The organism is Pseudomonas putida (assembly GCF_002741075.1).
Classification (GTDB): Bacteria; Pseudomonadota; Gammaproteobacteria; order Pseudomonadales; family Pseudomonadaceae; genus Aquipseudomonas; species Aquipseudomonas putida_T.
In genome coordinates this window covers 4,944,789-4,960,899 of the sequence record NZ_CP016634.1, presented here as the reverse complement: position 1 = coordinate 4,960,899, position 16,111 = coordinate 4,944,789, and the positions used below count along the sequence as shown (strand labels likewise).

General features: G+C 60.5%; 13 protein-coding genes. 10 read left to right on the top strand and 3 right to left on the bottom strand.

What is annotated here, in order from left to right; all coding sequences use genetic code 11:
- The first annotated feature begins 1 nt into the window (after nt 1).
- From bcsZ to IEC33019_RS23115, 7 genes are all read left to right on the top strand, one after another.
- Nucleotides 2-1,111 carry a cellulose synthase complex periplasmic endoglucanase BcsZ gene (gene bcsZ, locus IEC33019_RS23145; protein ID WP_070093687.1) on the top strand — a complete coding sequence of 370 codons (1,110 nt, stop codon included), beginning with the start codon at nt 2-4 and terminating at the stop codon, nt 1,109-1,111.
- Nucleotides 1,099-4,620 (top strand): cellulose synthase complex outer membrane protein BcsC, encoded by a 3,522-nt coding sequence (bcsC, locus tag IEC33019_RS23140; RefSeq protein WP_070093686.1) that lies wholly within the window; start codon nt 1,099-1,101, stop codon nt 4,618-4,620. Before bcsZ ends, bcsC begins: the two co-directional genes overlap by 13 nt.
- 170 nt (nt 4,621-4,790) lie before the next feature.
- A complete protein-coding gene (locus IEC33019_RS23135) occupies nt 4,791-5,243 on the top strand; it encodes a MarR family winged helix-turn-helix transcriptional regulator (RefSeq protein ID WP_070093685.1) in 453 nt (150 codons plus the stop codon).
- A complete protein-coding gene (locus IEC33019_RS23130; protein ID WP_070093684.1) occupies nt 5,240-7,330 on the top strand; it encodes an FUSC family protein in 2,091 nt (696 codons plus the stop codon). The genes IEC33019_RS23135 and IEC33019_RS23130 overlap by 4 nt, the downstream gene beginning before the upstream one ends.
- Nucleotides 7,327-7,539, top strand: coding sequence for a DUF1656 domain-containing protein (locus IEC33019_RS23125; RefSeq protein WP_070093683.1), 213 nt, complete (start codon nt 7,327-7,329; stop codon nt 7,537-7,539). Before IEC33019_RS23130 ends, IEC33019_RS23125 begins: the two co-directional genes overlap by 4 nt.
- On the top strand, nt 7,536-8,411 hold the full coding sequence (locus IEC33019_RS23120) for an efflux RND transporter periplasmic adaptor subunit (protein ID WP_070093682.1): 876 nt from the start codon (nt 7,536-7,538) through the stop codon (nt 8,409-8,411). Before IEC33019_RS23125 ends, IEC33019_RS23120 begins: the two co-directional genes overlap by 4 nt.
- Nucleotides 8,408-9,838, top strand: a complete 1,431-nt coding sequence (locus tag IEC33019_RS23115; protein WP_070093681.1) for an efflux transporter outer membrane subunit — start codon at nt 8,408-8,410, stop codon at nt 9,836-9,838. Before IEC33019_RS23120 ends, IEC33019_RS23115 begins: the two co-directional genes overlap by 4 nt.
- A 15-nt stretch (nt 9,839-9,853) precedes the next feature.
- On the opposite strand, the gene IEC33019_RS23110 is transcribed toward IEC33019_RS23115, so the two are convergent.
- Genes IEC33019_RS23110 through IEC33019_RS23100 form a run of 3 tightly spaced genes read right to left on the bottom strand, consistent with a single transcriptional unit; the run spans nt 9,854 to nt 12,727 of the window.
- Nucleotides 9,854-10,876, bottom strand: a complete 1,023-nt coding sequence (locus IEC33019_RS23110) for an RES family NAD+ phosphorylase (RefSeq protein ID WP_081337494.1) — start codon at nt 10,874-10,876, stop codon at nt 9,854-9,856.
- A 5-nt stretch (nt 10,877-10,881) separates the two neighbouring features.
- Nucleotides 10,882-11,820: a sce7725 family protein gene (locus IEC33019_RS23105; protein ID WP_070093680.1), complete on the bottom strand. Its 939-nt coding sequence runs from the start codon at nt 11,818-11,820 to the stop codon at nt 10,882-10,884.
- 4 nt (nt 11,821-11,824) lie between these two features.
- Nucleotides 11,825-12,727 carry a sce7726 family protein gene (locus tag IEC33019_RS23100; protein WP_099593947.1) on the bottom strand — a complete coding sequence of 301 codons (903 nt, stop codon included), beginning with the start codon at nt 12,725-12,727 and terminating at the stop codon, nt 11,825-11,827.
- 621 nt (nt 12,728-13,348) lie between these two features.
- Between IEC33019_RS23100 and IEC33019_RS23095 the strand changes: the two genes are divergently transcribed.
- The 3 genes from IEC33019_RS23095 to IEC33019_RS23085 all read left to right on the top strand — a co-directional run bounded on the left by IEC33019_RS23095 (nt 13,349) and on the right by IEC33019_RS23085 (nt 16,024).
- Nucleotides 13,349-13,603, top strand: a complete 255-nt coding sequence (locus IEC33019_RS23095) for a hypothetical protein (protein ID WP_070093678.1) — start codon at nt 13,349-13,351, stop codon at nt 13,601-13,603.
- A gap of 17 nt (nt 13,604-13,620) precedes the next feature.
- Nucleotides 13,621-13,884 (top strand): DUF3077 domain-containing protein, encoded by a 264-nt coding sequence (locus IEC33019_RS23090; protein ID WP_070093677.1) that lies wholly within the window; start codon nt 13,621-13,623, stop codon nt 13,882-13,884.
- Nucleotides 13,885-14,080: 196 nt separating this feature from the next.
- A complete protein-coding gene (locus tag IEC33019_RS23085) occupies nt 14,081-16,024 on the top strand; it encodes an FTR1 family protein (protein ID WP_070093676.1) in 1,944 nt (647 codons plus the stop codon).
- The last annotated feature ends 87 nt before the right edge of the window (nt 16,025-16,111 follow it).

Genomic DNA, 16,111 nt, shown 5'->3' with positions numbered 1-16,111 from the left:
CATGTGGCGGTTTGTGCTGATGCTGGCGCTGAGCCTGCCCGCAGTCGCGGGCGCAGCGCCAAACTGTCCATGGCCGGCCTGGGAGCGTTTGCGCACAGAGCTGGTGAGTGTGGACGGACGCGTGGTGGACCCCAGTGATGAGCGCCTGATTACCACCTCCGAAGGGCAGAGCTATGGGCTCTTCTTCGCCTTAGTGGCCAATGACCGGGCAACTTTCGCCCAACTGCTGCGCTGGACCAACAACAACCTGGCCGAGGGAGACCTCTCGAGCCATTTGCCGGCCTGGTTGTGGGGGCGTGATGCCAAGGGCAAGTGGCAGGTACTCGACCCCAACAATGCCAGCGACGCCGACCTCTGGATCGCCTACAGCCTGCTTGAGGCGGGGCGTTTGTGGAACGAACCCAGCTATACCCAGCTGGGTCAGCACCTGCTATGGCGCATCAGCGCTCAAACCCTGCGCAAACTGCCTGGCCTGGGCATCATGCTGCTGCCGGCGGACTACGGTTTTGACGATGCCCGAGGCTGGCGCCTGAACCCGAGCTACCTGCCACCGCAACTGCTGGACCGCTTCGCCCTGGTCGACCCCCTGTGGGGCGAGCTTGCGGGCAACACCCGTAGGCTGCTGCGCGATGCCTCGCCCAAAGGCTTTGCGCCCGACTGGCTGCTATGGACACCCACCGGCAAGATCGAGCCCGACCCGCAACATGGGAGTGCCGGCGACTATGACGCCATTCGTGTCTATCTGTGGGTAGGCATGCTTGCCAAGGACGCTGCCCAACGGGTTGAACTACTCCAGCATTTCGCGCCGATGGCCATGCTGACGACACAAAAGGGACAGCCGCCGGAAACCGTAGACGCCCGTAGTGGCCAGGCCCGTGGTGGCGGACCAGGTGGTTTCTCGGCCGCACTGCTGCCGTTGCTGGCCGTGACACCGAATGCCGACGAAGGGCTGCGCGCCCAACGCCAGCGAATACAGGATCATCCGATAGAGCCTCGTGCGTATTACAGCCAGATGTTGGCGTTGTTCGGCCAGGGTTGGGATGAGGCGCGGTATCGCTTTGACAAGGAGGGTCGCTTGTTGCCGGCCTGGAGTACGTCATGTACCGATTGATTAGCATCGTGCTGCTGACAGGGCTTTGCAGCCAGGTTGCAGCGCAACCGACTGACCGCAGCGAGCAACGGCAATGGCTGTTGGAGCAGATTCGCATGGGCGAGGCTTTGCACCGCGATGACCTGGTTCGCGATGCACTGGGTCGCTTGCGCCTGCTTGAGCCGCGCGACGCCGAGGTGCTGTTCGCTTCGTTGCGCCTGGCCCTGCGCGAGCATGATCAGGAGCAGGTCACCCAGCTCATGGCGCGCATTAGCCAGGAGGCGCCCGGTAGCGTCCAGGAGCACAAGGCCAAGCGTCTGATCGAGTTGCAGCAGCCGGAGGCAACCCGGCGCCTGCAACAGGCACGCCTGTTCGCAGTGACCGGGCGCAATCAGGAGGCGCTGGAGATTTACGATCAGTTGTTCGCGGGTGAGCCGCCCAGCCTGGAGCTGGCGCTAGACTACTGGCGTGTGCGCAGCGCCTTGCCTGGCCAGCGGCGCGAAGCGATCGAGCAGTTGCAGGCTCTGGACCGGCAGTACCCAGGGAATGCTGGGCTGCGCCAGACGCTGGTGGGGCTGCTGTTTGCTGAGAAACGAGATCCCGAGGCGCTGGCCCTGCTTGAATTGCTTTCACGTGATCCAGGCGCACGCGATTCTGCTGCGCAGCGTGAATTCGACTATCTCTCTGGGCAGCCCGTGGGCGCTGCCAGCGTGGCGGCCTGGAAAGCTTTCGTCCAACGCTATCCGGCATCACCGCTGTTGCCTCAGGCCAACCAGACCCTTGCCCATCAACGTCAATTGATCGCCGATCCCGCGTGGCAGGCCGGTCAGCGTGGCAAGCAGTTGCTCGACCAAGGGCGTAACGCCGAGGCTGAGGCCCAGTTGCGCCGTGCCTTGCGCCAATACCCCGACGATGCCAGCCTGCACGGCGCCTTGGGTTATGCGTTGATGCGCCAGAGCCGTTTCGAGGACGCCAACGCCGCGTTTCGTCTGGCTGCGACCAAAGAGCAGGACACCTATTGGATCAGTCAGTGGAAGGATCTGGAGTCGTCCAGCCATTACTGGATGCAATTGAAAAAAGCCGACCAGGCGCTGGAACGGCGCGATATCTCCACCGCCCGTGCGATCTATCAACAGGCGCGCCAGCAGCGGCCCCAGGATGAATTCGCCGTGCTTGGCTTGGCCGACGTGGCGGTCGCCGAGGGCGATCCGGCCACTGCTGAGCGCTTGTACCTTCAGGTTCGGCGCATGGCGCCGGACAACGAGAGTGCTGTGCGCGGCCTGATGCGGATCTACCAAGCACAATCACCCGACAAGGCGCGTGCCTACCTGAACGGCCTGCCACCTCGGCAACAGGCAATGTTCGCCAGCCTGCGCCGCAGCCTGGAACTGGAGCAACTGCGCAGCGAAGCCGATGCAGCCGTGCAGCGGCAGGACTGGGCAGCGGCGAGCCCAGCGCTGAAGCGGGCAGTCGAGTTGGCGCCAGATGAACCCTGGCTGGTCTACCAACTCGCCGGCAGCCTCCGTCAGCAAGGGCGTATCGGCGAGGCCGATGCCGCCTTTGCCAAGCTGTTGCAACGGCATCCGACCGACCCGCAAGCGCGCTATGCCCATGGCCTGTTCCTGGAGTCCACTGACCGTGATGCCTTGGTACTGGATAGCCTTGCCGGTGTCCCCCAAGGTGCATGGACCGACGACATGCATGCCCTTGAAAAGCGCGCGCGGCGCCGCGTCACTCTGGCTCAGGCGCGACAGTTGCGCGACCAGGGGCGCGAAGCCGAGGCAAGCGCACTGCTCGAGGCCGGGATTGCTCGCGGCGAAGGCGACACCGATGACCTGCTGATGCTCGCGGACTGGGCGGCGACCCGGGGGGATCACAGCACAGCCCGAACGTACTTCGAACGCGTGCTGGAGCGCCAGCCGGAGCAACCTGAGGCCCGCCTTGGGTTGATCGAGGGCTGGATAGCCGAAGGCAACCTGCCCCGAGCACGCCAGGCCCTGGAGCAGCGTGCGCCCCAGTTCCCGCCCGGGCAGATCGACGCACAGCGGCGTCTGGCTAATGCCTGGCTGGCAGTGGGCGACCGGGCGCAGGCGGCGTCGCTGCTCGACCGTCTGGTGGCCGAGCAAGCCCAGCCTGATCCGCTATTGCGTCGAGATGCTGCACGTTTGGCGGTGCAGCAGGATCCGCAACGAGCACTGGATCTTTACGCCGCGGCGATGGCCGATGCCGACCTGCTCCAGCGCCGTGCGGTGGAGCCGCGCGATGATCGGGCGCTGACCTATGCGAGCCGTGCCAAGGACGAGGACGACTGGCTGGCGCGCAGCCTGCGCAGCGACGTTGATGAGTTGTACCGTCAGCAGAACCCCAGCATCACGTTGATGCATGACTATGGCTGGCGCAATGACGACGGGACCCCAGGGATCTCCGAGCTCAAGAGGCAGACGACCCTGTTGCATGCGGACATGCCGCTGCAGGACGGCAAGGCGTTCGTGCGTTTGGAAAGGATTGGTCTGGATGCTGGTAGTTTCGACCTTGAAGATGGCCAGCACACCGAGGCGTTCGGGACATGCCAAGTCAGCGGTACCACCCGTTCGGGTAATCCGTTGCCGGCCGGTTGTCCTGGCGGGTCGCAGACGGCCAATGGCCGGATCATGGCGCTGGGCTGGGAAGGGGAGCGCTGGGCTGCCGACCTCGGCACTACTGATGGCTTCGAGGTCAACAACTGGCTAGGCGGTGCCACGGTCAATGGCGACCTGGGAGAGCTTGGCTGGTCACTGACCGCCTCACGGCGGCCGATGAGCAATTCGCTGCTTTCGTTTGGTGGTGCCAAGGACCCGCGCACGGGTGTGCGCTGGGGAGGTGTTACCGCTAACGGCGCAACGCTCGGGCTGAGCTGGGACCAAGGCGGCGACGATGGTGTATGGGCAAGCCTCGGTCATCATTGGCTGTATGGTGAGAATGTCACCGACAACCAACGTACCCGAGCCATGGCAGGTTACTACTACCGTCTGCTGGAGAGGGCCGACGAGCGCATGCGTATCGGCCTGACCGTGATGCACTGGCGGCATGACAAGGATTTGGGCGATTACTACCTGGGCCAGGGCGGCTACTACAGCCCGGAGCGCTACAACTCCATCGGCGTGCCGTTCAGCTATGCCTGGCGCAACTACGATTGGTCGGTACTGCTGGAAACCTCGGTCAGTTGGTCCCAGGCCAAGAGTGGCAGCCGTCCGCGCTATCCCAACCAGTCGCTGAACGACAAGTTGCTCAATCGCTATGATCTCGAAAGCTCGAACCTCGGCGATATCAGTGAGAGCAGTACCAGCAACGGCGTGGGTTATCACCTCAGAGGCTTGTTCGAGCGCCGCCTGAGCGACCACTGGGCCCTGGGCGGAGGTTTCGACTGGCAGCACAGCGATGACTATGCGCCGAGCAGTGCCATGCTCTACGTTCGGTATCTGTTCGAGCCCTGGCGCGGCAACCTGTTGTTGCCGGTGGAGCCGCTGGAGCCCTACAGCGAGTGGCGTTGAGGCCTTGCAGCCGCTTCTGCAGGATCACGTGATCCTGCTGGACGCGGCCAGGTCGCACCCAAGATGAACAACAATTCATCCAGGCGATCCGTCGCCCCCGGTTGACGACAGGGGGAGGGCTAGGCGTAATATTGATAGTTAGCAAACTATGAATATCCTCGGTTCCTCTCATGACGCTTGATGCACTGCACATGAAAATCAGCAGCGGCATGGTCGTGGCTGCCCGCCATTGGCGACGCATCTGCCAGGCGGCCCTGACCGGCTACGGCATCTCCGAAGCCTGCGCCGTGCCCTTGCTGATGATCGTGCGCCTGGGTGATGGAGTGCGTCAGGTGGCGGTGGCTCAGGCCGCCGGCCTGGAAAGCCCGTCGCTGGTGCGACTGCTCGACCAGCTGTGCAAGGCGGGGCTGGTGTGTCGCAGCGAAGATCCCCTGGACCGCCGCGCCAAGGCCTTGAGCCTGACCGCGGAGGGCCGTCGGCTGGCCGAGTCGATCGAAGGAGAGCTGGTGCGCCTACGCCGCCAGGTACTGCGCGGTATCGACCAGGCAGACCTCGAGGCCACCTTGCGCGTGATCCAGGCCTTCGAAGACGTAGGCCAGATTGCGCCGGGCGGGCTTGCATGAACGGTTTCTTCAGTTCGGTCCCGCCGGCCCGCGATTGGTTCTATGGCGTGCGCACTTTCGCCGCCTCCATGATCGCCCTCTACATCGCCTTGCTCATGCAACTGCCACGCCCCTACTGGGCCATGGCCACGGTGTACATCGTCTCCAGCCCTTTCGTCGGGCCAACCAGCTCCAAGGCGCTGTATCGCGCCCTGGGCACGCTGTTGGGCGCCGGGGGGGCGGTGTTGCTGGTGCCGCCGCTGGTGCAATCGCCTGCGCTGCTGGCTGTCGCCATCGCCTTGTGGACCGGCACGCTGTTGTTCCTGTCGCTGAACCTGCGCACGGCCAACAACTATGTGCTGATGCTCGCCGGCTATACCCTGCCGATGATCGCCCTGGCGGTGGTCGACAACCCGCTGGCGGTGTTCGATGTGGCCTCGTCACGGGCCCAGGAGATCTGCCTGGGCATCGTCTGCGCAGCGGTGGTCGGCGCGATTTTCTGGCCGCGCCGTCTGGCACCGGTGGTGCTCGGCTCGGCCAACAACTGGTTCAACGAGGCGATTCACTACAGCGACACCTACCTGGCCCGTGAAGTCGCCGCCGACAAGGTCGCTGGCATGCGTGCTTCGATGGTCGCCACCTTCAATGGTCTGGAGATGATGATCGGCCAGCTCGGCCATGAAGGCACCGGGCCTCACACCCTGAAGAACGCCCGAGAACTGCGCGGACGGATGATCCACCTATTGCCGGTGATAGATGCCTTGGACGATGCGTTGATCGCGTTGGAAAATCGCGCCCCGACCCAGTTCGCCCAACTCCAGCCGCTGCTGGCCGAGGCTCGCGCCTGGCTTGAAGGCACCGCCAAGGACGCCTCGTTGGCGCGCTGGACAGCCCTGCACGAACAGCTTGAGCGCCTGCAACCCAGCGCTGCCGCACTGGACCAACGCCAGGCATTGCTGCTCTCCAACGCACTTTACCGACTGAGCGAATGGATCGACCTCTGGCAGGACTGCTGCGCCCTGCAGCATGCCCTGCGCAAGGATGACGCCATGCCCTGGCGCGCGGTGTACCGTCACTGGCGTCTGGGCCGGCTGACGCCGTTCTTCGACCGTGGCCTGATGCTCTACTCGGTGTTTTCCACGGTCACCGCGATCATCGTTGCCAGTGGCCTTTGGATTTTGCTCGGCTGGAACGATGGTGGCAGCGCGGTAATCCTCGCCGCGGTGGCTTGCAGTTTCTTTGCCGCCATGGACGATCCGGCACCACAGATCTACCGATTCTTCTTCTGGACGCTGATGTCGGTGATCTTCTCCAGCGTCTATTTGTTCCTGGTACTGCCCAACCTGCACGACTTCCCGATGCTGGTGCTGGCCTTCGCCGTGCCGTTCATCTGTGTGGGCACCTTGACCGTGCAGCCGCGCTTCTACCTAGGCACCTTGCTGACCATCGTCAACACCGCCACCTTCATCAGCATCCAGGGCGCTTACGACGCCGACTTCCTGACCTTCATCAACGCCAACATGGCAGGCCCTGTTGGCCTGCTGTTCGCCTTCATCTGGACCTTGCTGCTGCGCCCCTTTGGAGTGGAGCTCGCGGCCAAGCGCCTGACCCGCTTCAGCTGGCAGGATATTGTCGAGATGACCCAGCCCGCGACCCTGGCCGAGCATCGCCATGTCGGCGTGCAGATGCTCGACCGCCTGATGCAGCACCTGCCACGCCTGGCCCAGACCGGTCAGGACAGTGGCGTGGCGCTGCGCGACCTGCGCGTGGGCCTCAACCTGCTGGACTTGCTGGCCTACATGCCGCGGGTCGGCCAGGCGCCGCGTGAGCGTCTGCAGACCGTGGTGGAAGAGGTGGGTGCTCACTACGCCCAGTGCCTGCGCGCCAAAGAGCGCCTGCACGCCCCGGCGGCATTGCTGCGCAACATGGAGCGCGCCCGCCAGGCGCTGGCCCTGGACGCCCACGACAACGACCGTGGCGACGCCCGGCTGCACCTGCTGCACGCCCTGAGCGGCTTGCGTCTGGCGCTATTGCCTGGCGTCGAAGTGATGCTCGAACCTGCCGACCAACCGCAATTGCCCCCGGGCATCGATGGAGCGCCCCTGTGATCGGTGATCTGGATATCAGCGGGGTGTTCCTGCCCACGCTGTTGGTGATGATGGTCTTCACCTATCTGTTGTTCCTGGGCGTGCATACCGTGCTGGTACGCCTTGGGTTCTACCGCCTGGTCTGGCACCGGGCGTTGTTCAACGTTGCCCTTTACGCCGTGCTGCTTGGCACGGTGGACCACTTTTGCCGAAACCTGATGCTGCCATGAAAAAACCGTTGTTGACCTTGGGCCGAGTGGTCCTGACATTGCTGGTGGTGACCTTCGCGGCCGTGCTGGTCTGGCAGATGGTCGTGTACTACATGTTCGCCCCCTGGACGCGCGATGGCCACATTCGTGCCGACGTGATCCAGATCGCCCCGGATGTCTCCGGGCTGATCCAAAAGGTCGAAGTGCGCGACAACCAGATGATCAAGCGCGGCGACGTGCTGTTCACCATCGACCAGGACCGCTTCACCCTGGCCTTGCGCCAGGCCAAGGCGACCCTGGCCGAGCGTCAGGAAACCCTGGCCCAGGCCTCCCGTGAGGCGCAGCGCAACCGTAAGTTGGGCAACCTGGTGGCGGCCGAACAGTTGGAAGAGAGCCAGTCCCGCGAGGCACGCGCCCGTTCGGCGGTCAGCGAGGCCCAGGTGGCGGTGGACACCGCCCAGCTCAATCTCGACCGTTCGGTGGTGCGCAGCCCGGTGGACGGCTACCTCAATGACCGCGCGCCGCGCGCCCACGAATTCGTCACCGCCGGCCGCCCCGTGCTGTCGGTGGTCGACAGCGCCTCGTACCACGTCGATGGCTATTTCGAGGAAACCAAGCTTAGCGGTATCCATATCGGTGATGCTGTCGACATCCGCGTGATGGGCGACAGCACCCGCCTGCGTGGCCATGTGCAGAGCCTGGCCGCAGGTATCGAAGACCGGGACCGCAGCAGCGGCGCCAACCTGTTGCCCAACGTCAACCCGGCCTTCAGCTGGGTGCGGCTGGCCCAGCGGATCCCGGTGCGGATCGCCTTCGATGATGTGCCTGAGGACTTCCGCATGATCGCCGGGCGCACTGCCACGGTGTCGATCATCGAGGGGCAACGGCCATGAAACCGCTGATCCTGGCAGGGCTTTGCCTCTCCCTGGGCGCCTGCATGATGGTCGGCCCGGACTACGAAGTCCCCAAGGACGCCGCCGTGCAGCGCAGCGACCTCAACGGCCCGTTGCGCCAGGATGCCGACAGCGTGGTATCGGCGCCGGTACCAGACGACTGGTGGCAGCTGTACCAGGATCAGCGCTTGAACGAACTGGTGCGCCAGGCCCTGGCGGCCAACACCGAGCTGCGCGTCGCGGCGGCCAACATCGCCAAGGCGCGGGCCCAGGTGGAGGTGGCCGAGTCCCAGGGGGGCTTCAACGGTGGGATCAAGCTCGGCGCCCAGCGGTTGCAGGAGTCCGGCGAAGCCTTCCTGTTGCCGGAGAAAGTGCCGGTGGCCAACATCGGCGAGGCGATCATCAGCGCGAGCTACCAGTTCGACCTGTGGGGTACCTTCAAGCGCGGCACCGAGGCCGCCAAAGCCAATGCTGACGCGGTGCAGGCTGCTGCGGATACCGCGCGCATCACCCTGGTGGCTGATGTGGTCAAGGCCTACACCCAGGTGTGCTCGGCCAACGAGGAATACCACATCGCCCGCGAGTCTCTCGACCTGCAGGAGCAGAGCGTGCAACTGAACCAGCGCCTGCGCGATGCAGGCCGCGGGGATGAAACCCAGGTCACCCGTTCGCAGACCCAGTTCAAGTCCTTGCGCGCCGAGCTGCCACGCTTCAAGGCCGAACGTGAGACCGGCCTGTACACCCTGGCGGCCTTGCTGGCCAAGCCGGTCGAGCAACTCCCGGCGGGCACCGCCGACTGCGCGGAGCTTCCGCACATTGCCCAGCTGATTCCGGTGGGCGATGGTGCGGCGTTGCTCAAGCGCCGCCCCGATGTACGCCAGGCCGAACGCCAGCTGGCTGCCGCTACTGCCACCATTGGCGTGGCCACCGGGGCGCTGTACCCGGACATCAGCATCGGGGCTCAGGTCGGCACCATCGGTATCCTGGAAAACCTCGGCGAGCCCTCGACCAACCGCTGGGGCTTCGGCCCGCAGATCAGCTGGAGCATCCCCACCAACGGCACGCGAGCACGCATCCGCATGGCCGAAGCCTCGACCCAGGCGGCGTTGGCGCATTTCGACGGTGTGGTGCTCAATGCCATCCGTGAGACCCAGACCCGCCTGGCCCAATACAGCGCCCTGCTGGACCGCCGCGATGCCCTGGCCGATGCCGAGCGCTCTGCGAAGGAGTCGGCGGACCAGACGCACCTGCGCTACCAGGTGGGACGCGAGTCGTTCCTGGCGGATTTGCAGGCAACCCGCACCTATACCGATGTGCGCGCACAGCTGGCGGCTGCCAATACCCAGGTGGCCATGGGGCAGATCGGGGTATTCCTGGCGCTGGGTGGTGGTTGGAAGGAGAGCGACACAGGGTCCCGATATCCATAGACATTGCTTCCAAAGTCACTCAACGATATTGGCTTCAACTTTAACGCGAGAAACATAATGCATGGACGTTTTTTTTGCCTGAGCCTTCTGTGGATAAAATAAAGCAACGTTTATTTCACTTCCAATGGAGCTCTTGTAGATAACTCCGTCGAAGCCTATGTTTTTAATTAGTTCGCATAAGTATTGGCTGGGGATGTAATCTATCGCGGCTGACCTTGGGAGTACGGGTCTTGCTAGCTCTTCACCGAGCCTTTCTAAAAAAGCTATGTCTCCACGTAACTCAATAAGCTGAGACTCGCTGTCGCATATAAATGGAGTTACAAGTTTTCTGGGGTCTCGAAGGTCGGCCAACTTGACTCTTTCTGTGATTTCGAATTCTGCAATGGTTATCCGTTCGCCTGTATGAGGTCTTATTTCTGATATTGCAGTATTCAATTCCGAGGCCATATAAAGATAGGATATGCCTACAGGATTGGCTCGACCGTGGCTCGCTTTATCTTTTGGTGGCGCTCCCATTTTTTCGATGGGATAAGGTATGTCGCTATCCTGGATCCTTGCGCGATACCAGATAGGAGGAAGGCTTTCATTTTCAAGAATTAACTGTTCGGCTAGGTATCTTATGCGATCGCGGCTGATGGTATCCTTGGGGAAGAATCTGTTTTCTTCCATAAGCTCCGCTCTCAGGCGCGTCCAAATATCAAGATTTTGTGGGGTGGAATTAGTTATCGGTGTAAAGGATTTTCGCAGCAAGTTGGCATCGTCATATATTTCGCCAAGAAGCTCTTTTGCTTGTAGTGATGTAAGGTTGTCAAATATTTTCCAGTCGGTTTTGAACCAGTCGGCGAGGCTTCGGCCATTGGTTTCTGTGTTTATATATAGCCCCTGTAGTAGTTCGAAAAATTCGCGGAGCTCGATAGGGTCTATGAGTTTGGTATTTTGAGTGTTGCAAAAATAACAGTTGCCTGTTTCTTTTGATCTTGCTTTGATTTCGCTGGTGAGTTGTTTGTCTTGGAAGCAAGATGCGCAGCACATTGGCATATGGTTTAGCCTCGAAAATACTCTGCCAAAGTTTCTATGTGGTGCTTCATTGAGAGTTTTTTTACATACCCTAAGCCAGGGAAGTGTCCGCTTTTGTGAAGTTTAAGGAATTCTTCGACGGCAGTGCTTCGATATATTTTCGAGTCTTTTGCTTCCACGGCGGCTGCTAATTTTGTAACGGCCTCATAAAATTTTCCGGCTGGGTCTGTGGGTGTGTTTTGCCTATCTGACTTAAAGTGATGTACGTACATGGTGTCGTCCATGGAGTCATCAATATAGGTCAGATGGATCGCTACGGCGTAGGCAGGGCCGCCACCCTCTGAGTACTCATCACCTACAATTAGGAAGTCACCAAACCCACTCATGCCTTCCTCTAAGAAAGTCACATGAAGGTCGGAGAAAGGCTCAGTGTCAGGGTATTTGCTATTAGCTTGCCGCTTAAAGCCATCTCGAAGAAGAACTCTATCCGGGCTATCGAAATAGCGTCGATAGAGCTTTCCACAGTGGCTTTCAAAAAATATGTGACTGGCCTCAATTTGTTCAGTCGATATTGCCGCAGAAAGGTCCTTTGCTTCTTGGAAGTCGGCATGTATAAAAACTAATTTTCTGTTTTTATATTTTTCCGCAAGTGAAATGGCATTCCAGGTGTTAATGCTTTCTGTTAGTAAGATCCCAATTGAAATGTTGTCATGGCTCTTAAGGTCTTCCTCGATGAGCTCCTGGAGTGCGTCGGTTTTTTCTGTATGGTCACCATAGCGTGGATTGGCTATTAATACCGCTGATGCCTCATACTCGCTGAGTTCTCCGATCGCGCGCATAAGTCCGCTGAGAGACTCTCTAACAGGCTCTATTATCGGAGTGAATTTACTGTCTGCGAAAATTTTTGCGCATTCGCGAACGGCTAATAGATCAAACTGTTTTCCTCGGAAATATGGGTGATACATTCTATCAAGCCCAGTATAGGGCCTCCATGACTGGTGTATTAATTGCCCCCATGAATTGTGGGCGGTCCTTTTCTTTCGGTGGGGCTGCTAGAACTGCGGCGGTGAGAGATTTCGGTACCTTAGGGATGAAATCTATTAATTCACTAGACTTTCTGGACTCTCTGATTACTTTGACCATCCTGTCGTGAACATCTTTCGGGTCGAGTTGGCTAAAGAGGTTTGCTGTAGCCCTGTACATTTCTGTATTTGGGACATCTGGCGGTTTTATACCGAAATCTTCAAGAAGCTGAATCCGTTCTTTTGCTTGTAAAGCACTGCAAATGGTTATAGGGCAAATTTTCTCTGGGCACTCGCTGGCTTCCCTGATAGTTGATATTGAGTGCCTGTCGTTCAGTACTAGGATTCCTGTGTTCTGGGGGGTGATTTTTAGAATTTCGTCTATGTGGTTTTGCCCTATAACCACATAAATCTTTGCAAACATTTTCTCGTAAGAGCTTAACTGTCTGTTAAGTCGTTGCAATTTATCTCTTTCGGATTTTATTTCATAAGCCGTGGAGGTGCCGTTGAATATGGCGATGTCAGCCTTGCAGTTCTCGATGCGGAACTCAGATATAAGTGAGGCTGTGTTCAGTGAGTGGCGTCCAAGTAAAAGCTTATTGGCTATCGCTGCTTTGTATGTATACTCAGTTCGGTAGGCTTTCTTCTTTAAGTAAGAAAAAGCCATGTCGAAAGCTGCTCCGACAGAAATTCTGCTGTCAAGGCTGTCTAGCAGCCGGCTCTCTAGTAGGAGCTTGGAGAAAAGCGGAGACCGTCCCTTGGTCGCTAGCTCACGAATTATCGTTGGAGAGAAAAGGCGCGCGACGGCGGAATGCTGACAGAGGTCTAGTTTTTTTTGACCAGTACTCATTTTGATTTCTTTCCTGGATGACCTTGCAAGCAATGATTCTTCGGAAAAGTGGGGCTTCAAGGGCCCTAGGGACGATGAGAGCAAGCCAGTTGAAAGCCGTATTATGCATCATGGAAATCGATCCTGGGCAGCTAGTGCTCAGCGTTTGTTGCTTCCAGCTGGCTCCTATGATCCGTAGGGTTTGTTACCACATCCATGATAGAGATTAGGTGACAGGTGGCATGAGGTTACTCTCGGTACGAATCGTCCGTTGAGTAAACGGAAATGTCTCCAAGGGCTTAGGCGCAAAGGATCAAGATGATGACCTGTCGGAAATTTCTGATTCTGTGGCCAGTCGCTACAATTTAGTCTCGCTTCGGACCTATCCTACACGCGTTGCAGACGCTTCAGTGTTGTGAGGGAAATGCCTCAAGGATAACGTTTTCGAGTCACCTGTTCGGGTGATTGGGCGTGAGACACCCAGGAGACATTAGCCAGCATCGCTTTATGGCGGTCGTGCGCGGGCGGGCTTCGCCTGGCCGGGTTTGCCTAATGTCCCGGGTCTCACCCTGCGCACGACTGCCACCCAAATCCGTGAGACGAGGCGGACGGCAGTTCCTTGAGTACATTAGGAGCTTCGCCATGAAAAAGATCGTCCCCGACCCGCCACCCCCATTCCAGCTCTCGCTTGAACCACCCGCCATCATTCTCCCAGACCCTCCCTGCATCGACGAATGCCACGCTCTGCTCCGCGAACTGCTTATCACCCTGGACCAGACAACTACCCTCTTCGCTAACAACCCATCCGGCCTGTTGCATGACGCCATGGGCGTCAACATCAGCCTGCTCTGCCAGATGATGACGGCCCTGAACACGCATGTGAAAACCGCTGCCTGACAGTGAGGAGTGATGAAATGAGTTACGATCGCAAAGCCCCTTCAACGGCAGGCGTCGAAACCTTCGACCTGTTCCGCATGCAACCTGATGTTCCCTTCGATAGAGCGTTCGAAGAGCTGTCTGTATTGCTGGGTTGTATCCGCCATCTGACCGTGGAGGCGGAAATGGAAAATGATCGCATTGCCGGCAGTGCTGCGCGAATCCTCAGTACCTTCGCCAAAGCGATCATCAATGACATGGAAACCGGAATGAACAGGTTCAGGAATTCGGTGGATAGCTGAGCCAACGCCTGTAGCGGGTCAATGCCCGCTACAGGTAGGAAAGGCGTCCTCACGGGGTTTCAAATATCCCCACGTGACAGGCCATTCGTCGCAAAGATCCTGAGGGCCGACGGAAGCCTGCGTCTCGCTACTTTGTCACAAGATTTTTCATGAAATCCGCCCGCGAGCCTTGAGCGAAAGGGATTGGAAGTGAACAATGTTCTCTTTCGTATTTACCGCGAGAGTGGCCATGATTTCCCCTTCCCGTCTGCTCGCCTGGCTGCCCGCCTTGTTGCTCGGCCCGATACTGGCCCTGTGCAGCACCCCGGCGCTGGCCGAATCTCCCGCCGAGGCTGCCAAGGCGTTGCACCTGCTCGACTACATCGGGGCCGATTACCCGCCGACCGTGCGCGACGGCAAGGTAGTGGATGCGGGTGAATACCGCGAGCAGCAGGAGTTCAGCGCGGTCCTGGCCGAGGTGCTCAAGACCCTGCCGGACAACCCAGAGCGCAACGGCCTCCTGCAGGGGGTGCAGGCGCTGCGCCAGGCTATCGACCAACGCCAGGAGGGGGCGCTCGTCGCCAAGCAGGCCCGCCAACTGGGGGCTCGGCTGGCAGTGGCCTATGAGGTCACCCAGGCACCGATCATCACCCCAGATCCGGCTCGCGGCGCCGCGCTGTACGCACAGAACTGCGCCATCTGCCACGGTGACACCGGTGCCGGCGATGGCCCGGCGGGCCTTGGGCTGGAACCGCCACCGGCCAACCTGCGCAGTGTCGCACGCCTCGATCAGCTGAGCCTGTTCGACCTTTACAACACCCTGGGCCTGGGCATCGAAGGCACCGAGATGCCGTCGTTCGCCGACCAGCTCGACGAACGCCAGCGCTGGGACGTGGCCGCCTACGTGGCGAGTCTCACTGCCGATCCGCAGGCCGCCAAGGGTGACAAGACCTGGAACCTGGCCGACCTGGCGCGCCAGACCCCGGCCGAGGTCGCTGCCAGCGAAGGCGCCGATGCTGTGTCCGCCTTCCGCGCCCAACGGGCACAGCCGCCGCAGGTCAAGCGCGGTCCTGCGCAACTGCTCGAATACACCGCCAGCACTCTGGACAAGAGCCTGGCCGCCTACCGTGAAGGCGACCACGACCAAGCCTATGACCTCTCGGTGGCAGCCTATCTGGAAGGCTTCGAGCTGGTCGAAAGCTCCTTGGACAACATCGATACACTGGCGCGCAAGGACACCGAGAAAGCGTTGATGGCCTACCGCCAATCGCTGCAGGACGGGCTGCCGGTCGCCCAGGCCGCGCAGCGCCTGGCCGAGGCCAAGGCCAAGCTCGACAGCGCCGCCAAACTGTTGGGCGGCGATGGGTTGAGCTGGTCGCTGAGTTTCGTTTCCGGCCTGTTGATCCTGCTGCGTGAAGGGCTCGAGGCAATCCTGGTGCTGGCGGCGATCCTGGCCTTCTTGCGTAATACCGGCCAGCAGTCGGTAATGCGCAGCGTCAACCTTGGCTGGGGCCTGGCGCTGGTCGCAGGTTTCGCTACCTGGGCGCTGGCCGCCTACGTGATCGATGTGGGCGGTGCCCAGCGCGAGCTGCTCGAAGGCTCCACGGCGTTGTTCGCCGCGGTCATGGTGCTGTGGCTGGGGGTGTGGATGCACGACCGCCGCCACGCTGCGGCCTGGCAGGACTACATCAAGAGCAGCCTGGTCAGCGGCGGCGGGCGATTCGGATTTGCGGTGCTCGCATTTTTCTCGGTGTACCGCGAGCTGTTCGAAGTGATTCTGTTCTATGAAACCCTCTGGCTGCAGGCCGGCCCCGCGGGCCACAACGCCGTGCTGGCCGGCGGGGCAACCGCGCTGGTGCTGCTGGTGGGATTGGCCTGGGTGATCTTGCGCGGCTCGGCCAAGCTTCCGCTGTCGTTGTTCTTCAGCATCAATGCTGCCTTGCTGTGCGCCCTGTCGGTGGTGTTCGCCGGGCATGGCGTCAAGGCGCTGCAGGAGGCGGGCGTGCTGGGCACGCGGCCAGTGGCGTTCTTCGAGTTCGACTGGCTGGGGATCCATGCCGATGCCTACTCGCTGGGGGCGCAAGCCGTGGCGTTGCTGGCGATCATGTTCCTCTACGGGCGCTCGCGCCTGGCCGAGAAGCGTCGGACCGCGGCGAGCTGAAAACCGCTCCTGCAGGCATACTGTGAACCTGTGGGAACGGCCTTGTGCCGCGATTGGAGGGCCAAGCCCTCCCCAACGATTTCGAGG